19 protein-coding genes and 1 pseudogene are annotated in these 22,119 nt (G+C 72.5%); 9 read left to right on the forward strand and 11 right to left on the reverse strand.

Annotated elements, in window-relative coordinates:
• The first annotated feature begins 17 nt into the window (after positions 1–17).
• Together ACGFNI_RS05560 and ACGFNI_RS05565 are read left to right on the forward strand one after the other, a co-directional pair.
• Positions 18–1,885 (forward strand): annotated as a pseudogene (locus tag ACGFNI_RS05560) (endo-beta-N-acetylglucosaminidase).
• 61 nt (positions 1,886–1,946) lie between these two features.
• Positions 1,947–4,991 carry an alpha-mannosidase gene (locus tag ACGFNI_RS05565; RefSeq protein ID WP_393680854.1) on the forward strand — a complete coding sequence of 1,015 codons (3,045 nt, stop codon included), beginning with the start codon at positions 1,947–1,949 and terminating at the stop codon, positions 4,989–4,991.
• Positions 4,992–5,021: 30 nt separating this feature from the next.
• On the opposite strand, the gene ACGFNI_RS05570 is transcribed toward ACGFNI_RS05565, so the two are convergent.
• The gene (locus tag ACGFNI_RS05570; RefSeq protein WP_393680856.1) at positions 5,022–5,237 is read right to left on the reverse strand and encodes a hypothetical protein; all 216 of its coding nucleotides are present in this window, start codon (positions 5,235–5,237) and stop codon (positions 5,022–5,024) included.
• Between the two features lie 155 nt (positions 5,238–5,392).
• Between ACGFNI_RS05570 and ACGFNI_RS05575 the strand changes: the two genes are divergently transcribed.
• Entirely contained in the window at positions 5,393–5,581 is a 189-nt protein-coding gene (locus ACGFNI_RS05575) for an antitoxin (RefSeq protein ID WP_393680858.1), read from the forward strand.
• 176 nt (positions 5,582–5,757) lie between these two features.
• Positions 5,758–6,363 (forward strand): GNAT family N-acetyltransferase, encoded by a 606-nt coding sequence (locus ACGFNI_RS05580; RefSeq protein ID WP_393680860.1) that lies wholly within the window; start codon positions 5,758–5,760, stop codon positions 6,361–6,363.
• Positions 6,364–6,435: 72 nt separating this feature from the next.
• Here ACGFNI_RS05580 and ACGFNI_RS05585 read toward each other — a convergent pair whose 3' ends face one another.
• The 5 genes from ACGFNI_RS05585 to ACGFNI_RS05605 all read right to left on the reverse strand — a co-directional run bounded on the left by ACGFNI_RS05585 (position 6,436) and on the right by ACGFNI_RS05605 (position 11,585).
• Positions 6,436–6,639 (reverse strand): cold-shock protein, encoded by a 204-nt coding sequence (locus ACGFNI_RS05585; protein WP_227049263.1) that lies wholly within the window; start codon positions 6,637–6,639, stop codon positions 6,436–6,438.
• 298 nt (positions 6,640–6,937) lie between these two features.
• Positions 6,938–8,242, reverse strand: a complete 1,305-nt coding sequence (locus ACGFNI_RS05590) for a D-alanyl-D-alanine carboxypeptidase family protein (RefSeq protein WP_393680862.1) — start codon at positions 8,240–8,242, stop codon at positions 6,938–6,940.
• Positions 8,243–8,451: 209 nt separating this feature from the next.
• Positions 8,452–9,318: an endonuclease I family protein gene (locus tag ACGFNI_RS05595; RefSeq protein ID WP_393680864.1), complete on the reverse strand. Its 867-nt coding sequence runs from the start codon at positions 9,316–9,318 to the stop codon at positions 8,452–8,454.
• A 239-nt stretch (positions 9,319–9,557) separates the two neighbouring features.
• Complete coding sequence (locus tag ACGFNI_RS05600) at positions 9,558–10,811, reverse strand: MFS transporter (RefSeq protein ID WP_393680866.1); 1,254 nt, start codon at positions 10,809–10,811, stop codon at positions 9,558–9,560.
• A 195-nt stretch (positions 10,812–11,006) separates the two neighbouring features.
• Complete coding sequence (locus ACGFNI_RS05605) at positions 11,007–11,585, reverse strand: TetR/AcrR family transcriptional regulator (RefSeq protein WP_393680868.1); 579 nt, start codon at positions 11,583–11,585, stop codon at positions 11,007–11,009.
• Between the two features lie 204 nt (positions 11,586–11,789).
• Between ACGFNI_RS05605 and ACGFNI_RS05610 the strand changes: the two genes are divergently transcribed.
• Positions 11,790–12,272 carry a hypothetical protein gene (locus tag ACGFNI_RS05610; RefSeq protein ID WP_393680870.1) on the forward strand — a complete coding sequence of 161 codons (483 nt, stop codon included), beginning with the start codon at positions 11,790–11,792 and terminating at the stop codon, positions 12,270–12,272.
• Positions 12,273–12,327: 55 nt separating this feature from the next.
• Here the strand turns inward: ACGFNI_RS05610 and murJ are convergent, their stop codons facing one another.
• From murJ to ligD, 3 genes are all read right to left on the reverse strand, one after another.
• A complete protein-coding gene (murJ, locus tag ACGFNI_RS05615) occupies positions 12,328–13,902 on the reverse strand; it encodes a murein biosynthesis integral membrane protein MurJ (protein ID WP_393681451.1) in 1,575 nt (524 codons plus the stop codon).
• A gap of 263 nt (positions 13,903–14,165) precedes the next feature.
• Positions 14,166–15,128 (reverse strand): ATP-dependent DNA ligase, encoded by a 963-nt coding sequence (locus tag ACGFNI_RS05620; RefSeq protein ID WP_393680872.1) that lies wholly within the window; start codon positions 15,126–15,128, stop codon positions 14,166–14,168.
• On the reverse strand, positions 15,125–16,021 hold the full coding sequence (gene ligD / locus ACGFNI_RS05625; RefSeq protein ID WP_393680874.1) for a non-homologous end-joining DNA ligase: 897 nt from the start codon (positions 16,019–16,021) through the stop codon (positions 15,125–15,127). The genes ACGFNI_RS05620 and ligD overlap by 4 nt, the downstream gene beginning before the upstream one ends.
• A gap of 81 nt (positions 16,022–16,102) precedes the next feature.
• On the opposite strand from ligD, the gene ACGFNI_RS05630 reads away from it, so the two are divergent.
• Both ACGFNI_RS05630 and ACGFNI_RS05635 read left to right on the forward strand, forming a co-directional pair.
• Positions 16,103–17,197: a Ku protein gene (locus ACGFNI_RS05630; RefSeq protein WP_393680876.1), complete on the forward strand. Its 1,095-nt coding sequence runs from the start codon at positions 16,103–16,105 to the stop codon at positions 17,195–17,197.
• Positions 17,198–17,305: 108 nt separating this feature from the next.
• Complete coding sequence (locus tag ACGFNI_RS05635; RefSeq protein WP_393680878.1) at positions 17,306–17,680, forward strand: RNA-binding S4 domain-containing protein; 375 nt, start codon at positions 17,306–17,308, stop codon at positions 17,678–17,680.
• A gap of 43 nt (positions 17,681–17,723) precedes the next feature.
• On the opposite strand, the gene ACGFNI_RS05640 is transcribed toward ACGFNI_RS05635, so the two are convergent.
• Positions 17,724–18,146, reverse strand: a complete 423-nt coding sequence (locus ACGFNI_RS05640) for a YchJ family protein (RefSeq protein WP_393680880.1) — start codon at positions 18,144–18,146, stop codon at positions 17,724–17,726.
• A 193-nt stretch (positions 18,147–18,339) separates the two neighbouring features.
• On the opposite strand from ACGFNI_RS05640, the gene ACGFNI_RS05645 reads away from it, so the two are divergent.
• Both ACGFNI_RS05645 and ACGFNI_RS05650 read left to right on the forward strand, forming a co-directional pair.
• The gene (locus tag ACGFNI_RS05645) at positions 18,340–18,534 is read left to right on the forward strand and encodes a hypothetical protein (RefSeq protein ID WP_393680882.1); all 195 of its coding nucleotides are present in this window, start codon (positions 18,340–18,342) and stop codon (positions 18,532–18,534) included.
• Between the two features lie 207 nt (positions 18,535–18,741).
• Positions 18,742–20,481 (forward strand): hypothetical protein, encoded by a 1,740-nt coding sequence (locus ACGFNI_RS05650; RefSeq protein WP_393680884.1) that lies wholly within the window; start codon positions 18,742–18,744, stop codon positions 20,479–20,481.
• Between the two features lie 51 nt (positions 20,482–20,532).
• Here ACGFNI_RS05650 and ACGFNI_RS05655 read toward each other — a convergent pair whose 3' ends face one another.
• Complete coding sequence (locus tag ACGFNI_RS05655) at positions 20,533–22,038, reverse strand: PLP-dependent aminotransferase family protein (protein ID WP_393680886.1); 1,506 nt, start codon at positions 22,036–22,038, stop codon at positions 20,533–20,535.
• Between the last annotated feature and the right edge of the window lie 81 nt (positions 22,039–22,119).

Genomic DNA, 22,119 nt, shown 5'->3' on the forward strand with positions numbered 1-22,119 from the left:
CGCTTTCGGAGGAGCCCATGCCCCAGGAACCGTTCCCGTTGTCCCGCCGCCGTGTGGTGCTGGCCGGTGCCGGTGCCGCCGCCGCGCTGTTCGGCCCGCCGCTGGGCACGGCCCCGGCCGCCGCACGGCCCCGGGCGGCGGCCGGTGAGGCCGCGCCCCTCCAGCCGTACGCGTCGTACTGGTTCCCCGACTCGCTGCCGTCCGGCACTCCGGGCGACGGCGTGACCTGGCGCAGCCTGCTGGCGTGGACCCCGCAGGCCGACCGCGACCTGGCGTTCAACACTGCGACGGTGCCGCTCGCCCGGCGGTTCACGCCGGTACCCGCGAACACCACGGCCCGCGAGGGCCAGGCCAGGATCAGTGCCCTGGCGGCGTTCGACCACACCGCGGGCAACCCGCGGCGGGCCGCTTCCCGCTGGCCGCGAAGCTGGTGGAGGTGGCCCGCGCGTACGGCTTCGACGGGTGGTTCATCAACGCCGAGACCGGTGGCGGGGACGCCGCGCTGGCCGCGGACATGCAGGCGTTCCTGCGGGCGCTGCGCACGGCGGGCACCGGCCGCGGGCTGCGCATCACCTGGTACGACGCGATGGACACCGACGGCCGGGTGGGCTGGCAGGGCGCCCTCAACTCCCGTAACCAGGCGTTCTTCCAGGACGCGCACGGGCCGGTCGCCGACTCGATGTTCGTGGACTTCCGCTGGAGTGCGCAGCGGCTCGCCGCATCCGGGCGGCTGGCGGAGCAACTGGGCCGCAGCCGGTACGCGTTGTGGGCCGGCGTCGACGTCGAGTCCGCGGGCTGGGACACCGCAACCGACTGGGACGCGATCATCCCGGACGGGCGCGACCACGTGGTCTCGTACGGCTTCTACCGGCCGGACTGGACGCTGAACCACCTGCCCGATGGGCGCACGCCCGAGCAGTTCCACGCGGCGGACGACCGCTTCTGGTCCGGTGAGGGCCTCGATCCGACCCGCCCCGGCGGCACCGAAAGCGGCTGGCGGGCGCCGGCCACCGCCGTGGCGGACCGTTCCACGCTCGACGCGCTGCCGTTCGGGACATCGTTCAACACCGGTCACGGGCTGCGCTGGTACGAAGGCGGCGCCGCGGTGTCCGACGCGCCGTGGCACCACCTCGGGCTCCAGGACCGGCTGCCCGCCCGGCGCTGGGTGGTCCGCACCGAAGGCGAACGCCCCGATGTGACGCTGGACTTCCAGGACGCCTGGCGTGGCGGCAGCAGCCTGCGGGTGCGCGGTGACCTCGTCGCGCCGGCGACGGTGGAGCTGTACGGCGCCCGGCTGCCGGTCGGCGGCGCCACCACGGTCGATCTGGTGTACCGGGCCGACGCGGACTCCGGGCCCGTCACCGTGGAGGTGGCCGTCGCGCTGCGCGAGCCGTCGGCCCCCGGGGAGCCGGCCCCCTTCGCCTACCTGCCCGCCGGGACCGTCGTACCGGGCGACGGCTGGCGGCGTACGTCCGTACCGCTCGGCACCCTCGCGCCCGGCATCCTGCACGCGCTGGGTGTGCGGCTGACCGGCCGCAGCGGCACCCCGGTCGGGTGGCGGCTCGGCCTGCTGGCCGTACGGGACGGCGACGCGGCGATACCGGCGGCGCCCACCGGCGCGGTCGTCACCGACGCGGCGACCGCCGACGGCGCGACCGCCCTGCGGCTGTCCTGGCGGCGCGCTCCCGGCCCGGTGCGCCACTACGAGCTGTCCCGCCAACTGCCGGGCGGCGGCGTCCGGTTCCTCGGCGGCACCTGCGGCACCGCGTTCCACCTGCCGGGGCTGCGCCGCGCCGGAACGGAACCGGCCGCCGTGCTCCGCATCCGGGCGGTCGGCGAACTGTTCACCGCGTCGGAGCCGGCTGTGATCCGGCACTCCTGGTAGCCGACCGCCCCTCCCGTACCACCGCACACACCCTCATCACGACATTACGGAGCCACCTGCCATGCATGACGATCGCGCACTGATCGAAGCCCGCCTCAAGCGGGTGCTGGACGAACGGATCCGGCCCGCCCTGTACCCGGACGCGGTGCCGCTGGAGGTCGCGGCCTGGGTCGCGCCGGGTGAGCCTGTCCCGGTGGCCGAGGGTCTTGCGGCGGAGCACACACCGGTGGCCGTCGGCGACGCGTGGGGCGCGCCCTGGGCGACGACCTGGTTCAAGGTGACCGGCGAGGTGCCGGCCAAGTGGGCGGGCCGGACCGTGGAGGCCGTCCTTGACCTGGGGTTCGACGAGCGGATGCCCGGGTTCCAGTGCGAGGCGCTGGTGTACACACCGGACGGCAGCCCGGTGAAGGCCATCAACCCCCGTAACCAGTGGGTGCGGGCCGGCGCGCCGGTGCAGGGCGGCGAACGCGTCGAATGGCACCTCGAAGCCGCGTCCAACCCGGTGATCCTGGACGTCCACCCGTTCCAGCCCACCGCGTTGGGCGACCGGGAGACCGCGGGCGACGAGCCGCAGTACCGCCTGGCGCGGCTGGATCTCGCGGTGTTCGACACCACCGTGTGGGAGCTGATCCAGGATCTGGAGGTGCTCGGGGAGCTGATGGCCGAGCTGCCCGTGGATGCGCCGCGGCGCTGGGAGCTGCTGCGGGCCATCGGGCGGGCACTGGACGCGGTGGACCTCCAGGATGTCAACGGGAGTGCGGAGGCGGCCCGTTCGGAGCTGCGCGAGGTGCTGGCGGCGCCCGCGGGCGCGTCGGCGCACCGGATCAGCGCGGTGGGGCACGCGCACATCGACTCGGCGTGGCTGTGGCCGCTGCGCGAGACGGTGCGGAAGGTCGCCAGGACCACGTCGAACATGACGGCGCTGCTGGAGGACGAGCCGGATTTCGTCTTCGCGATGTCCCAGGCCCAGCAGTACGCGTGGATCAAGGAGCACCGCCCCGAGGTCTACGCCAAGGTGAAGCGGGCGGTCGCGGACGGCCGGTTCGTGCCCGCGGGCGGCATGTGGGTGGAGTCCGACACCAACATGCCCGGGTCGGAGGCGATGGCGCGGCAGTTCGTGCACGGCAAGCGGTTCTTCCTGGAGGAGTTCGGCGTCGAGAACGACGAGGCGTGGCTGCCCGACACCTTCGGGTTCGCGGCCGGGCTTCCGCAGATCATCAAGGCGGCGGGCGCGAAGTGGCTGCTGACGCAGAAGATCTCCTGGAGCCAGATCAACGCGTTCCCGCATCACACGTTCCGCTGGGAGGGCATCGACGGCACCCGGATCTTCACGCACTTCCCGCCGGTCGACACCTACAACTGCCAGATGGCGGGCAGCGAAATCGCCCATGCGGCGCGGAACTTCAAGGACAAGGGCGTGGCACGGCACTCGCTGGCGCCGACCGGGTGGGGCGACGGCGGCGGTGGCACCACCCGCGAGATGATCGCCAAGGCCCGCCGGCTGCGCGATCTGGACGGCTCGCCCACCGTGGTGTGGGAGAAGCCTGCGGACTTCTTCGCGAAGGCGGAGGCGGAGTACCCGCAGGCGCCGGTGTGGGTGGGCGAGCTGTACCTGGAGCTGCACCGCGCGACGCTGACCAGCCAGGCGAAGACGAAGCGCGGCAACCGGCGCAGCGAACACCTCCTGCGGGAGGCCGAACTGTGGTCGGCGACGGCCGCCGTCGCGGCCGGACACCCCTACCCGTACGCGGAGTTGGACCGGATCTGGAAGACGGTGCTGCTGCACCAGTTCCACGACATCCTGCCCGGCTCGTCGATCGCGTGGGTGCACCGCGAGGCGGAGCGTACCTACGCCGAGGTGGCCGCCGAGCTGGAGGGCCTGATCGCCGGCGCGCTGGCCGCGCTGGCCGGTGACGGCGCGGCGGAGCTGGTGGCGAACGCGGCGCCGCACCCCAGGTCAGGTGTCGCGGCCGGGGCCCTGGCGCCTGCGGTGTCCGACGGCGCCGATGTGCTGGCCGAGCCGCGCGCGGGCGGCGGATTCGTGCTGGCCAACGGCCTGCTGCGGACCGAGGTCGACGCGCGGGGCCTGATCGTCTCCGCGTACGACCTGACGGCAGGGCGGGAGGCAGTCGCACCGGGCGGCGCCGCCAACCTGCTCCAGATCCACCCGGACTTCCCCAACATGTGGGACGCCTGGGACGTGGACGCGTTCTACCGGAACACCGTCACGGATCTGACCGCGGCGGACGAGGTGACCCTCGACGCGGTGTCCGGGGACGCGGCGACGGTGCGGGTGGTCCGGAGCTTCGGCGCCTCGCGCGTCGTGCAGACGCTGACGCTGGCCCGCGGGCAGCGGCGCGTCGACATCGACACCGAGGTCGACTGGCACGAGACCGAGAAGTTCCTCAAGGCCGCCTTCCCGCTGGACCTGCACGCCGAACGCTACGCCGCGGAGACCCAGTTCGGGCACCTGTACCGGCCCACGCACACCAACACCAGCTGGGAGGCGGCCAAGTTCGAAACCTGCGCGCACCGCTTCGTGCACATCGAGGAGCCGGGCTGGGGCGTCGCGCTGGTCAACGACGCGACGTACGGCCACGACGTCACCCGTACCGTCCGCGACGCGCCGGACCGCGGTACGACGACGACCGTGCGGCTCTCGCTGCTGCGCGCGCCCCGGTTCCCCGACCCGGAGACCGACCAGGGGCTGCACCGCTTCCGCTACGCCCTCGCGCCCGGAGCCGCCATCGGCGACGCGGTGCGCGAAGGCCACCGCATCAACCTCCCCGAACGCCGCGTCCCGGGCGCGGGTCCGGTCGCTCCGCTGGTCACGGTGGACAACGACGCGGTCGTGGTGACCGCGGTGAAGCTCGCCGACGACGGCAGCGGCGACGTGATCGTCCGGCTGCACGAGGCACGCGGCGGGCGGGCCGCCACCGCCGTCACCACCGCCTTCGGCCTGGCCGGCGCCCGCGCCACGGACCTGCTGGAGCGCCCGGTGGACGACGGTCCCGAACTGCACCGGGAGGACCGTACGGTGCGGATGGCGCTGCGGCCGTTCCAGATCGTCACGCTGCGCCTGAACAGGGCGGGCAGCGACGGCTGACCCCCGGCCCCGGACGGGCCAGGACCCGGGTCACTCGTCCTCGGTCCCGCGCCCGTCCGGCCGGCCGCCGCCCGCCGTGGGGCGGGTGTCCCGGCCCGGATACAGGCCCAGCATGTCCATCAGCAGGGACAGGTCGTCCGCGTCCCGCGCCCGGTCGGCCAGCGTCATCCTGGCGCGCCGCCGTTCCTCGTCATCCGGCGCGGGCCGCGGCGCGGCGTCGTCGGCACTGCGGTGTTCATCGCTCACCGCTGCATTCTCGGCCGGGCCCCGCGGTCCCGCCCGCCGGACGGGGGCCATTCGGGCGGGTCCGCGGCCGGGTGCCCCTCCTGGCGCGCGGATGCAGAACGCGCGGCCGGGGGTGATGCTGGAGCCGAGGGGGATCGTCGCGAGGAGGATGACCCATGTCCATGATGGACAAGCTCAAGAGCATGCTGAAGGGCCACGAAAGCCAGACGAGCAAGGGCGTGGACAAGGCCGGCGACTACGTCGACAGCAAGACGCAAGACAAGTACAAGAGCCAGGTGGACAAGGCCCAGGACAAGCTCAAGGACCAGTTCGGCCGGGACCAGGGTCAGCCGCCGCAGACCTGACGACGCGAACCGGGCGCCCGCGCACCGGCTCGCCACCCCGTGCCCCGTGACGGGCGCGCCACCCGGCGCGTCCGGGCGGGGCACAGCTGTGTACGGGCCCGGACGGCGGGGGCCGCGGGCGGCCGGTGGCCCCCGCGGGCTCCCACGGCGCCCGACGGCGCCTCTACGCTGGTCCGATGATCACTATCTCGGCCCGGCTCGCCCCCGATGTCCTGATGCGCCCGGTGACACCGGACGACGCCGCGGGTCTCGCCCGCGCACAGCGGCGCAGCCGCGCCCACCTCAAGCGCTGGGATCCGGCCAGGAACGACGCGTTCTACACCACCGAAGGGCAGCGGGCGCACCTGGCCGCCCACCGAGCCGAGGAGGAGGCGGAGCGGCTGCTGTCCTGGGTGCTGGTGCGGGACGGGGACGGGGACGGGGCCGGGCACGGGGACGGGCACGGGGACGGGGCCGGGGACGACATCGTCGGCGGGATCGTCCTCAGTGGCATCGTGCGGGGCCAGTTCCGCAGCGCCGACCTGGGCTACTGGGTCGACGTGGGGCACGTGGGCCGCGGTCTGGCCGGCGCCGCCGTGCGGCAGGTCTGCGAAACCGCGGACTCCGTGCTGGCCCTGCACCGGATCCAGGCAGGCACCCTGCTCGACAACGTCGCCTCGCAGCGCGTGCTGGCCAAGAACGGCTTCGAGGCGTACGGCGTCGCCGAGCGCTATCTGCACATCGACGGTGCCTGGCGCGATCACCGGCTCTTCCAGAGGATCCTCAACGACCGCAGGCCGTGACGCCGGGGAGGTCCGCAGACGACGGCGCCCGCCCCGGATGGCAACGGGGGCGGGCGCCGGAGTGAGCCGGGCTCAGGCCACGCGGATCTTCTCCGCCTGCGGGCCCTTCTGGCCCTGCGTGACCTCGAAGGTCACCTTCTGGCCCTCCTGGAGCTCACGGAAGCCCTGGGCCTCGATGTTCGAGTAGTGCGCGAAGACGTCGGCGCCGCCGCCGTCCTGCGCGATGAAGCCGAAGCCCTTTTCCGAGTTGAACCACTTCACCGTGCCGCTGGCCATACCTGTCTCCTTCGTTCAATGGGCTCGTATCGGCTCCCGCATGGCACGGGATCCGGAGGTGATCGCCCTGGTCCGGAGAGGCATCGCACAGAAAGAACGCCCGTGAATGCGACACGGGCGCCCGGCACTTCGGAACCACGACAGCTGATCAGGACGCTACACCGAGCATCGCCCGCCAGTCATCACCACCGTGGCAGTCGCGTCATCGTTCACCGGCCGAGGCCATCGGGATCCGCCGAATCCCTGACCGGTGACACGCCAGTACGAGGCAGGACGCGCCGTCCGGGGCCCCGGACGGTCAGCCGCGCCGCCGGCTGCGCCACAGCTCGGTGCCGAGGCCCGTCAGCAGCGCCGCGCCGATGACGGCGAACCACCATCCCCAGGGCGCCGTACCGCCCTTGTCGCCCCGGCTCACCGTGGACACGTGGACCACACCGGAGTGCTCACCCGCGGGCTGCTTGTGATCGTGGCCACGGGCGCGGTCATCGCCCCGGGCACGGTCCTGGCCCTGGTTCTGGTTCTGGTTCTGGTTCTGTTCGCGATCCTGGTCCCGGTCCTGATCACGGTCGTGGCCATCGGTGCGGGACGTCGAGGCCATCGCCAGTCCCACCTTGTCCGGCAGCATGGCGACCGGGGAGGCGTCGGGCTCCGCGGAGAAGCCCCAGTCCAGGAGGGCGCGCGCCTCCTCGTAGACGGCGTTGTACTGGCCGGACTGCGGGTTCATGACCGTGACCAGCAGGGTCCTGCCGTCCTGCTGCGCCGCGGCCACCAGGGTGTTGCCCGCCTTGCTGGTGTAGCCGTTCTTCACGCCGACCAGGCCGGGGTAGGGGGTCACGCCGTGCGAGCCCACCAGCAGCCGGTTGGTGTTCTGGATGCCGAACGAGTCCGGGCCGCCCGTTTCGGGGAACTGCGCCTCCTTGGTGGCGGCGAAGCGCGCGAAGTCCCGGTTGGTCAGCCCGGCCTTGGCGAACAGCGTGAGGTCGTAGGCGGAGGAGACCTGGCCCGGCGTGTCGAAGCCGTCAGCCGACTCCACCGTGGTGTCGCGGGCGCCGAGGCGGTGCGCCATCTCCTGCATGTCCGAGACGGTCTCCTGCCAACCGCCGTTCATCGAGGCCAGGGTGTGCACCGCGTCGCTGCCCGAGCTGAGGAAGACCCCGCGCCAGAGGTCGGCGACGGAGTAGCTCATGTCTTCCTTGACGCCGACGAGGGAGCTGCCCGCGTTGATGCCGGACAGGTCGTCCTCGGAGACGGTGTGCACGCTCCCCTGCCCGAACTTCGGGAGCACGGTCACCGCGAAGAGCGTCTTGAGTGTGCTGGCGGGCGGCAGCTCCCGGTGCGCGTTCTTGGCGGCCAGGATCCTCCCGTCGTCCGCGTCGGTGACCATCCACGACAGGGCGGAGACGGAAGGGGGATCGGAGACGCCCGAACGGAACTGCACACCGCTGCGGTCGAGCCGGGTACCGGAGCCGGATGCTCCGCTGCCGGGCTCATCATCGGTGCCGGACGACCCGGCGGTGGCCGGCGGGCAGGTGACCACCAGGCACGCGGCACAAACGACCGCTGCGGTACCGGCTTTGACGGAAGGCCAACTCGCTGACGACATGAGGCCACGCTAGGAACGACATCCGCCGGTCGCCGGTTGGAGTGCTCCATACGGTTCACCGGCTCCCCCGACGGCCTGAGAAGGTGTCATCCGCTCCGGCGCGGGCCGGGGGCGGACGGCTTGCCGCCGGCGCCCCACGACGCGCCGGGGCGACACGCGCCGGTCCTGCGGGAGGCCGGCACGTGTCGCCCCGCTTCAGTCCCTGCGGGTCACCAGATCTCGTTGACCCACTCGGGGTGGTCGATGAACGGGTTGCGGTTGTGCTGGTACTTGTCGAAGATCACCTGGTTGCGGTGCTGCTCGAAGGTGTCGGGCGGATCCGCCTGGTTCCACTGCTGGAGGACCGAGAGGCGGCCGATGTTCGGCTGCGAGCCGTTGTCGACCTTGTCGTTGGGTTCGAGGTCGGGGAACCCGTCCTCGCCGTCGTAGCGGACGGCCATGTAGAGGATCATGCGGGCCACGTCGCCCTTGACCGCGTCGCGGGGCTCGAAGGAGTCGTCGTCGGTGCGGTTGCCGGGCGCCTCCTCGACCTCCGAACCGCCCTTGTCGAAGTCCTTGTTGCCGCGGATGCTGTTGACGGACACATCGGCGGGCCGCAGGTGGTGGATGTCCGTTCCGGGTCCGGTGGCGGTGCCGAAGTCGCCGTGCGATTTCGCCCAGACGTGCTCGCGGTTCCAGTCGTCCGGGTTCCCGCCGTGGGCGTCCTTGCTCTGCGAGCGGCCGGAGTACAGCAGGATGACGTTCGCGCTGTTGGCCGGGTCCTCGTCGGTGTCCTTGAGCGCGTCCCAGACCTGGTCGTACGACAGCTTCCCGGTCTGGGTGCTGCTGATGATCCGGTGCAGCGAATCCTTGAGCTCCTGGCCCGTCTTGCCGATGGCGTCCTTGTAGTACGTGTCGTCGTAGGCGCCGGCGGATATCGCGGGTGCGGCGGATATGGAGTGGCGGGCAGCCGGTCCTGCGGCCGGAGTGGCCGTCGCGGTGGCCGGAACCTGTGCGGCCACCGCGACCAGTACGGTCCCTGCGGCCACGGCGAGCGCGGTGCGGCGACCTCTGCGGGTCACGCGGGTGTTGTCCACGAATGGTGTCCTCTCCCCGAAATGTGGCATCGGGCCGCGTGATGTGGGGGCACGGCCGATACCGGCCGTTGGGTATACGGCCGCAGGCAGCTTTCCATCGCGGTAATCACCACAGTGTGAATGCGAGGCGAGAGTTGTGTGGTCAGCTGGTGACGGCCACGCTTTTCGTGCCAGACGACCCCTTCGATCCGGCCTCCCCGGGCCGCCCGCTCCGTTCACGGCCCGTCGGATCCGCGTCGTCAGGAACCCGCCACGCAGACCTCACTCGGGTCGGCGGCAACGGTGGCGACGACCGCGGGGGGCGCGGAAAGGGTGCCCGTGGCCGGAGTTGCCGGCTGAAGGGGTGTCCGGGTGGTGCGGCGGGCGCGGATGAGGTCGGGCACCAGCGTGCCGATGCCGATGAGGGCGAGCGCCGCGCCGAGCCAGAGCGGTGCGCGGAGCCCGTGGGCGGTGATCGCAAGGCCGCCCGCCGAAGAGCCGATGATGACGCCGAGGGTGATGAAGGAGGAGTGGATGGTGTTCATCAACGGGCGTGCGTTCCCGGCCCGTTGGACGCGGGTGACCATCGCCGGGTTCATCGTGACGCCGACCAGGCCGACTCCCACCATCAGCGCCACGGCGGGCACGGCGTGCCCCGCGAGCAGGGCGAACCCGGCGAGGAAGAGCGCGTTCATCGCCAGACCTGCCAGTTGGACGCCCAGGGTGTGCCGGTCGGCCAGCCGTCCGACGACGGTGTTGCCGACGACGGTGGCGGCGCCGTACGCGATGAGCAGCAGCGGGACGGTACCGGACGCGAAGCCGGTGACCTCGGTGAGGATGGGGTGGAGGTAGCTGAACGCGGAGAACGTCGCGCCGATGATCAGCGTGCTGGTGGAGAGCGCGAGCCACAGCCCGGGATTCCGGAAGGCGGTCAACTCGGCCCGTATGCCGCCGCTTCCGGGCGCGCGCCCCAGGGCGGGCACCCCCACGAGCGTGGCGAGCGCCGCGAGGACGGTGATTCCCGAGATCACCCAGAACGCCGCACGCCATCCCAGGTGTTCGCCGATGAGGGTGGAGAGCGGCAGGCCCAGCAGCGTGCCGAGCATCAGCCCGTTCATGGCCAGCGCGATGGCGCGGCCCCGGACTTCGGGGCGGGTCAGCTGGACGCAGAGAGAGATGGCGACGCCGAAGAACGCCTGCGAGGCGACGCCGGTGATGATCCGGGCCGCGAGGAGAACGCCGTAGCCGGGCGCCACGGCGGCCAGCACGTTCCCGGTCAGGAAGAGGGCGAACAGGACGTACAGCGCCCTTTTCTGACGGAGCTTCAGCACTGCGACAGTGAGGAAGGGGCCGCCGGCCGCCATGGCCACGGCGAATGCGGTGATGAGGTAGCCGATCTGCGCGACGCTCACCCCCAGCCCGCCGGCCATCTGCGGCATCAGACCGGCGACCACGAATTCGCTGGTCACCATGGCGAAAATGCCCATCGACAACACATATACGGCACGGGGCACGGTCAACTCTCCTTCATAATTTTCTAACCGATCGTTCCAATAAAAGGGCAGGGGGATCCATGGGGAGGGAGAAGGGGAGGGCGGGGCGCCGACCGGGGCAGCGGCCGGCCGTCGGCCCAGTGGCCGGCGGTCGGTCGCCGCTCACCGGTCACCGGCTGTGGGTCGCCGGCCGCTGGTCACCGGCCGCCGGTCGCCTCAGCGCAGCAGCGTCAGCGCCTGGTCGACCGCGTCGTCCAGGCGTCGCTCGTCCTGCGTCTTCGCGATGACCCGCAGCCCCTGGATGAAGGTGACCAAAAAGCGGGCCAGGGAACGGGGTTGAGCGTTCTCGTCCAGCTCACCCTGCCCCTTGGCCCGGATCAGGGCGCCCGTGAGGGCGTTCTCCACATCGCGCAGCGCGGTCTCGATCCGGCGCCCGACACCGGCGTCACCGGGGAGGAGTTCGGTGGCCGAGTTGGTCACCAGGCAGCCCTTGCGCTCCTCGTCCCGGTGGCACTGCGCGGCGTGCGCGAGCAGGAAGTCCCGTACCGCGGAGAGCGCCGAGCCGGGGCGGCTGAGCAGTTCGAGCGCCACGCTGCCCTCCCCCTCGCAGTAGCGGTCCAACGCCTTGAGGTACAGCTCGTGCTTGCTGCCGTACGTCGCGTAGATGCTGCCCCTGTTGATGCCGAGGTGGTCGACCAGGTCCTGCATCGACGTGGCCTCGTACCCCTTGCGCCAGAACAGCTCCAGGGCCGCCTGCAGCGCCACATCCGGGTCGAATTCCTTGCCCCTGCCCATGAGGAGGACCTTACAAGTTTCCAACCGATCGTTCCAGTAAAGAACGGAGGGCCCGTCACCTCACTCGGCGGCTTGTCTCCCCTGTCCTGAATTGCCGTGTTGCTCCCATCGGGTGAACCGTGGCGGACTCCGCAACTCCCGTACCGCAGAGAAGGTTCTGGAGGTCAAGACGTCTTACGGATCGTGAGCTGTGGAGGCCCCCCGATGTTGCCGTACTGCGAGCAGTCCCCGATCGGCACCGAAAGCGGCAACCGGGCCGGTCCCACCCCTGCGCCCGCCGCCCACGAGCAGTGGCCCACGGTGGTGACCCACCAGACGGCCGCCCGGCGGCCCCAGCCGCTGCCGCTGCGCCTCCCGTCCGTGACGGTGCCCATGCCGCTGGCCCGCCCGCACACCAAGGTGGACGAGTTCCTGCCGCCGCCGCGCCCCGAGGACCTGCTGCCGATCGTCCCGCGGCTTCCGGAGGCGCCACCCCAGGACCCGGCCCCGCAGGCGGAGAGCCGGACGCACGCGCCGGTGTCCACATCCGACCGCCGTCGGCTGGACCTCCAGGTGGCGCTCACCGCCGCCGGGGTCGCCCCGGCGCCGGAGGACGCGGCGGCGCTGCGCGCCCTCGCAGATCTGGACGATGCCACGACCACGGCCGTCATCAACTGGATCGGCACCGCGGCCCGCACCGCGTCGTAAGCGGCGGACGGCCGGCCGGTCGGGCGGCGCGCCTCGGCGGGCGCCGCCCGTCACCTCACCGCAGCCCCGGCAGCGGCAGGCTCCGCAGCTCGCCGATCTTCAGGGCACGGGCCAGGGCCAGGAAGACGAGGGCCATGGTGGCGCCGCCCGCTATCAAGGTGAGCGCCGGTGCCCAGTCGCTCGGCGCCGGGACGGCCTCGCAGGCCATGGCGGCGAGTCGGCCGAGCACCCCGGCCACGGCCGCAGCCGCAGCCAGCTTTCCGTAGGTCCGGCACAGGCGTCGCCCGTCGAGCCTGCCGTACAGCCGCTTGCGCAGCCGCAGGGCGGTGATCAGCAGCCCGATGCCGTAGGCGACGGCGTAGGCGGCGGCCATGCCGGTGACCGACCAGCGGGCAGGCAGCAGCAGATGGCAGGCGGTGGCCAGGGCGATGTTCACGGTCGCGATCCAGGCGCCCATCCAGAACGGCGTACGGGTGTCCTCGAAGGCGTAGAACCCGCGCAGCAGCAGGTACTGGGCGGAGAACGGGATCAGACCGAGCCCCAGGGCCTGGAGCATGTGCCCGGCCGGCGCGGCCGACGCGGCGTCCACCGCGCCGTGGGCGAACAGGAGTTGGGCGGTCTGCGGCCCGAAGACGAGGAAGAAGAAGGCGGCCGGCACGATGACGACGCCGCTGACGCGCAGGGCCCGGGAGAGGTCGCCGCGCAGGTCGTCGAGGCGGTGTTCGGCGACCGCGCGGCTCATCCGGGGCAGCAGCGCGGTGACCAGGGACACGGTGACGATCGACTGCGGCAGCATCCAGATCGTCTGCGCGTAGGAGTACGCGGTGAAGCCGACGCCTGAGGTGGGGAGTTGCCGGTCGGCGGCGTTGGCGAAGTGGGTGACGACGGTCATCGCGGCGAGGTTGGCCAGTACGAAGAGCAGCGTCCACCGGGCGGCGGAGATGCTCTTGCGCAGGCCGGCGCCGCGCCAGTCGAAGCGCGGGCGGAAGCGGAAGCCGGAGGCCCGTACGAACGGGATCAGCGCGATGCCCTGGACGGCGATGCCGAGGGTGGTGCCGATGCCCAGGAGGTCGATCTGGCCCTGGGTGATGTCCTCGATGCGGTCCGGGCCCGCCAGCAGCCCGATGTAGAGGCCGAGCATCGCGATCAGGATGATGTTGTTGAGGACCGGCGTCCACATCATCGCGCCGAACTTCTGCCGGGCGTTGAGCACTTGTCCCAGGATGAAATACAGGCCGTAGAAGAAGATCTGCGGCAGGAGGAAGCGGGCGAAGACGACGGTGAGGTCGAACGCGGCGTGCGTGTCGGCCCCGTCGGGTGCGTAGACGGCGACGATCTGCGGGGCGGCCCACAGGGCGAGGAGAGTGCCCGCGCCGAGGACGCACAGCACGAGGGTGACCAGGCGTTGTTCGTAGGCACGGCCGCCGTCCTGGTGCTCGGTGCGGGCGCGGACCAGTTGCGGGACCAGGACGGAGTTCAGCGCCCCGCCGATGAGCAGGGTGTAGATGCTCATCGGGACGACGTTGGCGGTGTTGTAGGTCGTCGCCAGCAGGCCGGTGCCCAGTGCTCCGGCCTGGAGCACCTGCCGGATCAGGCCCGTCGCGCGCGAGACCATGGTCCCCGCCGCCATCAGCATCGAGGAGCGCATCGCTCCGTTGGCCTTGGCCGCCGCGTGGCGCCGCCGCCCGGAGCGTGGCTCCCCCGGCCGCTCCGCTGCCTCCGCCGCCGCACCGGGCGCCGCCTGTGCCGCGGCTGCGGTACCTGCCTGCGCCCGCAGCCGCATCGTGTCGGTGTCGTGTGTCCCCTCCGTCATGCCCCCAATCTATGCCGGGGCACTGACATCTCCCTTTCCACGGACGCGGTTGGCGCACCCGGGGCGTTCGGCAGCCCCGTTCACCCGGCGTCCCCGGGCGCCAGATCCGGGCGCAGCCGGTGCCATGACGGCTGCCGCAGCAGCCCCGCCTTCGTCTCGGTGGCGTAGCGGACCTCGCCCACCAGGCGCGGCAGGACCCATCGGGCGTCCGCGACCGGCGGCACCGTGGCGAACGGGCAGGCGTCCACGGCCGCGATCCGCAACAGCTCGGCGAGCAGGGCCCGTTCGCGGGCGTTCCATCCCGTGCCGACGTTGCCGATGTAGCGCAGCTCCCCCGCCTCGCACCGGCCCAGCAGCAATGCGCCCGGCAGCCCTGCGAGATGTCCCCGGCCCGGCACCCAGCCGCCGACGATCGCGTCCACGGTCCGGATGTTGCGGATCTTGATCCAGGAGCGGGACCTGATGCCCGGCGTGTAGACGGAGTCGAGCCGCTTGCAGACCACGCCTTCCAGGCCGCGTTCCTTCGTGGCCGCGAGCGCCTGCGCGCCGTGCCCGTGCAGCGCGGCCGGCGTCGACCAGTGCGGCCCCCGGAGTCCGAGGCCCTCCAGTGCCGCGCGGCGTTCGGCGTACGGCAGCCGCAGCAGGCTGCGGCCCCGGAGGAACATCACGTCGAACAGCAGGAGATGGACGGGATTCCCCGACACCAGCCGGGCGGCCTTCACCGGCGACCCTGACAACCCCATCCGGGACTGCAACCGCTCGAAATCGGGCCTGCCCTCCTCGTCGAGCGCGACCACTTCCCCGTCCAGGACGGCCGGCGCCCCGTCGTCGGCGGCGGCACCCAGGGGCAGCAACTCGGGGTAGACGGCGGTGATGTCCGCACCCGAACGGGACCGCAGCAGCACCGCGCCGTCCCCGGGCAGCTCGATGACGGCGCGCTGCCCGTCGTGCTTGCTCTCGTACGCCCACCGCCAGTCGTCGCGCGCGGCCGGGAGGATGCCGGGTGTGGCGAGCATGGGGGCGATCCGGGGCAGCGCGGTCACCGGGCGGCCCTCGGGAGCGGACGTGCGCGGTTGAGGTTGAGGAGCGGGCCGAGCAGATCTCCGTGGCGCGCCAGCCGTCCTGCGATCTCGCCGAAGAGGAAGGAGAGTTGGCCGGGTTCCGTGCAGTCGGCGACCTCGTCCCAGGTGACGGGGGTGGAGACGGTGGGGGTGCGGCGGGCGCGCAGGGTGTAGGCCGCCGCGGTGGTCTTGGCCGCGGAGTTCTGCGAGAAGTCGATGAACACCTTGCCGGGGCGCAGCTCCTTCTTCATCTTGTGGACGACCAGTTCGGGCAGTGCCGCCGCGGCTTCGATGGCGAGGGTCTTCGCGTAGGCGGTGGTGTCGTCCGATGGAGTGGGCTCGACGGGCACGATGAGGTGCAGGCCCTTGGAGCCGCTGGTCTTGGCGTAGGTGTGCAGGCCGTCGGCGGCCAGCCGGTCGCGCAGCCACCGGGCGGCGGCGCAGCATTCGACGATGGTGGCCGGTGCGCCCGGGTCGAGATCCAGGACGAGCCGGTCGGCGACTCCGGGGCGCTCCACGGTCCACTGCGGTACGTGCAGTTCGACGACGAGGTTCGCGGCCCACACCAGGGACGAGACGTCCTGGAGCACCACCTGGCGGCCGTGGTCGGCCGATTTGCGGGGCACTTCGGAGGTCTTCACCCAGGCGGGGGTGCCGGGCGGCACGTTCTTGGTGAAGAAGCACTGGCCGTCCGGCCCGTCGGGGAAGCGCAGGAAGGACACCGGCCGGTCGTGGAGGTGCGCCAGGATCGCGCCCGCCGTGGTCGTGACGTAGTGCAGCACCTCGCCCTTGGTGGTGCCGGTCTCGGGATAGAGGACCTTCTCCAGGCGGGTCAGCGAAAGGCGCCGCCCCTCCACGGCCGTAATAGGCGACATACGATGAGAATCCCACATAAGGGATGAATGATGCGATCTGTATGGAACGGCGTTATTTCCTTTGGCCTGGTCAGCATCCCCGTGAAGACCTACAGCGCCACGAACCGCAGCACCTCGGTGTCCTTCGTCCGGATCCACGACAAGGACGGTGGACGGATCCAGTACCGCAAGTTCTGCGAACTGGACGGCGAGGAGGTGTCGAACGAGGAGATCGGCAAGGGGTACCAGGCGGGCGACTCGATCGTGCCGATCACCGACGACGATCTGTCCCGGCTGCCGCTGCCGACCACGAAGACGCTGACGATCCTGTCGTTCCTCGATGCCGGCGAGATCGACCCGCTCCAGATGGACAAGTCCTACTACCTGGGGCCCAACGGGCCGGCCGCCGTCAAGCCGTACACCCTGCTGCGGGAGGCGCTGGAGCACCACGGGAAGGTCGCGATCGGCAAGGTGGCGATGCACGGGCGGGAGACCCTGGCGATGCTGCGGTCCCACGACGGGGCGATCGTGATGCACGCGCTGCTGTGGCCCGACCAGATCCGTTCGACGGCCGGTGTGGTGCCGGACGGCGTCGAGATCCGCGAGAACGAGCTGACGCTGGCCGAGACCCTGATGGATTCCCTGGGCGAGCTGGATCCCGGCGAACTGCACGACGACTACCGCGAGGCCGTCGAGGCGCTGGTCACGGCGAAACTGGAGGGCGGCGAACCGGTCGCACCCACCTCGTCCGGCACGTCAGGCGGCCAGGTGATCGACCTGATGGCCGCGCTGGAGAGCAGCGTGAAGGCGGCCCGGGAGGGACGCGGGGAAGGCGCGGCGGACGAGGGCGAGGAGCCGGCGTCGGTCACCCCGATCCGGGGCCGGAAGGGCGCCAGGAGCAGCACGGAGTCCGGTGCGGAGCCCGGTGCGGACAAGGGCGGCACGAAGAAGGCTTCAGCGGCGAAGGCCCCGGCCAAGAAGGCGGCGAAGAAGACCGCGTCGTCCGGTGCGAAGAAGGCGGCGCCGAAGACCTCGGGCGGGCGGGCGAAGGCCGGCGCCTCCGGCTCGGGCGGCGCCTCGTCGTCGGGCAGGTCCGGCAGGTCGGGCACGTCCGGCACGTCCGGCGGCGCGTCGGCCAAGAAGAGCACCGCGAAGAAGGCGGCGGCGAAGAAGGGCGGGAAGCGGGCGTCGGCCTGAGCGCCTCGACCGCGGGCGTCCGGGCGTGCGTCCGGCCCCGGGCGCACCCGGCCCGCGGCGCTTCCGGTGGCACTCCCCGGGCTCCGGCGCGTGTCCTAGAGTCGTGGCATGGCTTCAGACGAGGGCAACACCCGCATCGACAGCTGGATCTGGTCCGTGCGGCTGACCAAGACGCGCTCGCTGGCCGCGACCGCCTGCCGAGCGGGGCACGTCCGGGTCAACGGGGAACGGGTGAAGCCCGCCTACACGGTGCGCACGGGGGACGAGGTGCGGCTGCGGCACGCGGGCCGGGAGCGCGTCGTGGTGGTCTCGCGGCTGGTGCGCAAGCGGGTGGGCGCGGCCGTCGCCGCCGAATGTTTCGTCGACAACACCCCGCCGGAACCGCCGCGCGAGGAGATCCCCCTCATCGGCCTCCGCGACCGGGGCACGGGGCGGCCGACCAAGCGGGACCGCCGCGAGATCGAGCAGCTGCGCGGCCACTGAACCGACGCGCCGAGGCCGCTACTTCCCCGCGCCCACTCCCCCGCTACTCCCCCGCGTCCGCGTCCAGATAGACCCACGCGCCGTCCTCGCGGACGAAGCGGCTGTTCTCGTACTGGGCGTCGGCATGCCCGCGCAGGGTGGAGTGCGCGCGGAATTCCACCGTGCCTTCGGTGTGGAACGCGCTGCCGCCCGTCGTCCCGAGGATTTCCAGGCCGGCCCAGCGCCTGCCGTGGTCGAGTTCCAGACCGGCAGGCCGGGTCGAGGGGTGCCAGGTGCGCAGCAGGTAGGCCGGGTCGCCGACGGCGAAGGCGGCGTAGCGCGAGCGCATCAGCCGCTCGGCGGTGGGGGCGGTGGCGCGGCCCTGATGGAAGGGCGCGCAGCAGTCGCGGTAGGACGCGTCGCGACCGCAGGGGCAGGGGCTTTCGGGGGTGACCGCGGCGGCGCGGCGGGGCTTGTTCTTCGGCACCCCCCGATTGTGCCGGTAGGCGCCGACGGCCGGTGCCCCGCCCAGCACATGGCGCGGGAGGTCGCTGCACGGGTGGGCCTGTTTGGGGGGTTTCAACGATAAATCACCCATTTGCAGCTTTTGGGGGCTTGATGCGCCCTGTGAGGCTGGAAGAACTCACGGTGACCGTCCCCACCACCCAGGAGCGAATCCCATGATTCTGACCATTTCCGGCGTCGTACTCTTCGGTGTCATCGTCTTCCTCTTCTTCCGTAAAGACGGCCTCAAAGCCTCGCACGCCCTGGTGTGCGCGCTCTTCGGGTTCTATCTGGCGGGGTCCGCCATCGCACCGAGCATCAAGGCCGGCAGCGCGAGCCTGGCCGGCCTCCTGGGAGGACTCAAGATCTAGGCGAGCGGGTCCGCCGTCGCGCCCGCAGCGCGGCGCCTGACTCGCCCCTCCGGTGCGCCCGCCGCCCACGCCCGAGAGGCGCCTTCACCGCCGCCCCGGCCCCGTGGCCTCCGGCGACGTCCACGGAATAGCCCGTTCCGCAGGATGTCGCCGGGGCGACGGGGCGCAGAGCCCGTCACAGCCGCGTACCGACCCCAGGAGACAGATGTGGCCCGGCGCCCCCTGCCCCGCATCCTGACCGACAGCGCATCCCTCGCCCGCAGCCGCGAGTTCGCGCGCACCGCAGCCGACAGCGCGACCGATGTGTTCCATCCGCTGATCACCATCGGCCGCGGAGCGCGCCGGCTGGCCGTCTCCGGCGGGCAGCGCTGGGCCGCCACCCCCAAGGACCGCCGGGGCCCGCTGTTCTTCCTCGTCGCCGCCTGCCTGCTGGTCGTGACGTTCGTGCCGTACGGGCCGCTGCTGGGGCTGGTCGGGGCGATGGGCGCGGCGGCCTGGGCGGGGCGGGACCACACGCCCGTGCAGAACGGTCCCGGTGAGGCGGAGTCGGCGCGGCTCCAGACGCTGTACGAGGCGCTGGTGCCGTACTTCTCCAGCGACGGCGACCCCTGCCCGCTCTACACGCACGGCGGCGACTGCGAGGCGGTGTTCGAGGAGTACACCTTCGACGACGACGGCCGGATCGCGCGGCTCCGGCTGCGGTATCCGGCGTACTTCACCGACGGCGAGGCCCCGTCCCGGGCCCGTATCGAGCAGGTGCTGCACGCCAAGTGCGGGCGCGGGCGCGAGTACCGCTTCGAGTGGGACGAGGAGGCCAACCGGCTGCTGCTGACCGTCCTCGGTCCGCTGCCCACCGACCTCGCCGCGCAGCGGTTCGTGACCTCGCCCGGCGAGGCGGTGCTCGGATTCACCGATCACGCATCGGTGCACAGGACGCTGCCGGTCGACGGGCCGGACGGCGCCCGGGACGAGCCGCCGGTCGTCTGGCGCACCGGCCCGAGGTCCACCGAGCCGCACCTGCTCGTGCTGGGGCAGCCGGGGTCGGGAACCACCACGCTGCTGCGGTCGCTCGCGCTCCAGGTGCTCCAGCACGGCGACGTGCTGGTCATCGACGGCAGCGGAACGGGTGAGTACGGGTGTCTGGCCGGGCGCGGCGGCGTGCTCGGGGTGGAGAGCGGTCTGTCGGGCGCGCTGGCGACACTGGAGTGGGCGGCGCACGAGACCGAGCGGCGGCTCATCGTGGCGAACCGGGCGCGGCAGTCCGGAGGGCCGGCGCCCGACGACATCAGGCGGCCGTTGTGGATCATCGCCGACCGGCCCACCGCGCTGTCCCACCTGGCGGTCGCCGAGGGCCGGGACGACCCGCAGCGGCTGCTCCAGGTGCCGCTGCGGCACGGCCGGGCGGCGCAGGTCACGGTGGTGGTCGCGGACCAGTGCGACAGCGCAGGACTGCTGAGCGAACCGGTAAGGACGCTCACCCGCGCCCGGGTGCTGCTCGGCCCCGCGACGGCGGACGAGGTGGGCGCGGTGCTCGGGGCGCCGCCGCACACCACACCGACGGCCGAGGTGCCGGCCGGACGCGGCTACGCGCGGCTGGGCGCGGGTCCGGTGCTGCGGCTCCAGGTGCCCGCGACCCCGGACCCGTTCGACGACGCGACGAGCGAGACCCACCGGCAGGCGGTGCTCGCGCTGCTTCCCGACCGTACGGTCCCGGCGGGCGAGCAGGTGCCAGGCCCGGCGGCGGGCGAGCGGGAGACGGGACTGCCGGTGGGCGGCGGTCCCGCGCAGCTGACGAAGGCGGTGGCCGGGGAGGCGGCGGATCCTGCGGACGGGCCGGCGCCGGGTGGCGCGGCGGCTCCCGGGACGGTTCCGGCCGCGGCGGCGGGGCCGGTGAACGGTGCGGTGAAGGTCAACGGCCCGGTGCAGGCCGCGGGTGCGGAAGGCTGAGGGCGGGGCGCGGGGGCGCCGGTTGCGCCCCCGCCGCGAGCCGGTGGCGCCTCAGGCGACGAACGCCCTGAGCGTGTCCGCGTCGACGGTGGCGCCGCTCGCCACCATCCGGGCCGCACCCGCCAGCCGGGACGCGGCCTCGTCGGCGACCGCACCGCCGACCGTGAACGGCACCCGTACGAACCCTTCGAAGGTGCCGTCCACGCCGAACCTGGGCCCTGACGGCACCCGTACCCCCAGCCGCTCGCCCACCTCGGCGATGCGGGATCCCGAGAGGCCGCCGGTGCGGACCCAGAGGGTGAGGCCGCCGCGGGGGACGGTGAACTCCCAGTCGGGCAGCTCGCGTCGGAGTGCGCCGACGATCGCGTCGCGGTTCTCGCGGGCCTGGTCGCGGCGTATCTCGACGGCCTGCTCCCAGCCACCGGTGTCCAGCAGCGAGGCGATGGCGAGCTGTTCCAGCACGGGCGAGCCGAGGTCGGAGTAGGCGCGGGCGGCGACGAGGCTGCGGATGATGTCCGGCGCCGCGCGCACCCAGCCGATCCGCATCCCGGCCCAGAACGCCTTGCTGGCCGAGCCGACGGTGATCACGGCGCTGCCCCCGGGGTCGAACGCGCAGACCGGGCGCGGCGGTTCGGGATTGTCGTCGAGCTGGAGCTCCGTCATGGTCTCGTCGACGACGAGCAGGGTGCCGGCCGCCTTGGCGGCGTCGACCATGCGGCGCCGCTGGTCGTCGGTCGCGAGGGTGCCGGTCGGGTTGTGGAAGTCGGCGACGACGTATGCCATCCGGGGCGCGGCGTCCCGCATCACCTGGCGCCAGGCGGGGATGTCCCAGCCGGCCAGCCGTTCGGCGAGCGCCACCGGGACGAGCCGGGCGCCGGCGTCGCGCATCAGCTGGAGGATGTTGGCGTACGACGGGGAGTCGACGGCCACCCGCTCGCCTGGGCTCGTACAGAGCCGGCAGATCGCGGCGACGGCACCCATCGCGCCGGTGGTGACCATGATCTGTTCGGGCATGGTGGGGATGCCGCGGGCGGTGTAGCGGTCGGCGAGTGCCTGGCGCAGGACGGGGAGGCCGGCCGGGTAGTCGCCGTGGGTGTGGGCGTAGAGCGGGAGGTCGGCCATGCCGCCCTGGATGGCGCGGGTCAGCCAGGGCTCGGGGGCCGGCAGGGCGGCGCAGCCGAGGTCGATCATGGAGCCGCCGGCCTCCGGGGGCAGCGGTTCCAGGCCGCGGGTGGGCAGCGGGCTGCCGGCCGGTGCCGCGGTCCAACTGCCCGATCCGCGGCGGGACTCCAGGAAGCCTTCGGCGCGCAGGGCTTCGTAGGCGGCGGCGACGGTGGTGCGGCTGACTCCGAGCGCGGCGGCCAGTTCGCGTTCGGCGGGGAGCCGGGCGGCGACCGGGACACGGCCTTCCAGGACGAGGAGGCGTACGCCGTCGGCGAGGCCGCGGTAGGCGGGCAACTTCCGGCCGCCCACGGCGAGTTCGGCATCCCGCGGGTCCTGTGACCGGAGCAGCCGGGCGAGCTGGGTCGCACCCACCGCTGAAGTCCACTGCGCCATGAGATTCAGTCCACCTTCTGCGAATTGGCTCTCGATCTTGAGCCCTGCCATGCCACATCGTGTCATGTGTCAATCCAATCC

The organism is Streptomyces sp. NPDC048644 (genome assembly GCF_043199105.1).
Lineage (GTDB): Bacteria > Actinomycetota > Actinomycetes > Streptomycetales > Streptomycetaceae > Streptomyces.

Coding starts and splice junctions, on each gene's coding strand:
- ACGFNI_RS05605 (WP_393680868.1), bottom strand. CDS start 11,585: ATGGGCAGGGGCAAGGAATTCGACCCGGATGTGGCGCTGCAGGCGGCC.
- murJ (WP_393681451.1), bottom strand. CDS start 13,902: ATGGCGGCGGGGACCATGGTCTCGCGCGCGACGGGCCTGATCCGGCAG.
- ACGFNI_RS05575 (WP_393680858.1), top strand. CDS start 5,393: ATGTCCATGATGGACAAGCTCAAGAGCATGCTGAAGGGCCACGAAAGC.
- ACGFNI_RS05645 (WP_393680882.1), top strand. CDS start 18,340: ATGATTCTGACCATTTCCGGCGTCGTACTCTTCGGTGTCATCGTCTTC.
- ACGFNI_RS05590 (WP_393680862.1), bottom strand. CDS start 8,242: ATGTCGTCAGCGAGTTGGCCTTCCGTCAAAGCCGGTACCGCAGCGGTC.
- ACGFNI_RS05565 (WP_393680854.1), top strand. CDS start 1,947: ATGCATGACGATCGCGCACTGATCGAAGCCCGCCTCAAGCGGGTGCTG.
- ACGFNI_RS05635 (WP_393680878.1), top strand. CDS start 17,306: ATGGCTTCAGACGAGGGCAACACCCGCATCGACAGCTGGATCTGGTCC.
- ACGFNI_RS05655 (WP_393680886.1), bottom strand. CDS start 22,038: ATGGCGCAGTGGACTTCAGCGGTGGGTGCGACCCAGCTCGCCCGGCTG.
- ACGFNI_RS05610 (WP_393680870.1), top strand. CDS start 11,790: ATGTTGCCGTACTGCGAGCAGTCCCCGATCGGCACCGAAAGCGGCAAC.
- ligD (WP_393680874.1), bottom strand. CDS start 16,021: ATGTCGCCTATTACGGCCGTGGAGGGGCGGCGCCTTTCGCTGACCCGC.
- ACGFNI_RS05580 (WP_393680860.1), top strand. CDS start 5,758: ATGATCACTATCTCGGCCCGGCTCGCCCCCGATGTCCTGATGCGCCCG.
- ACGFNI_RS05585 (WP_227049263.1), bottom strand. CDS start 6,639: ATGGCCAGCGGCACGGTGAAGTGGTTCAACTCGGAAAAGGGCTTCGGC.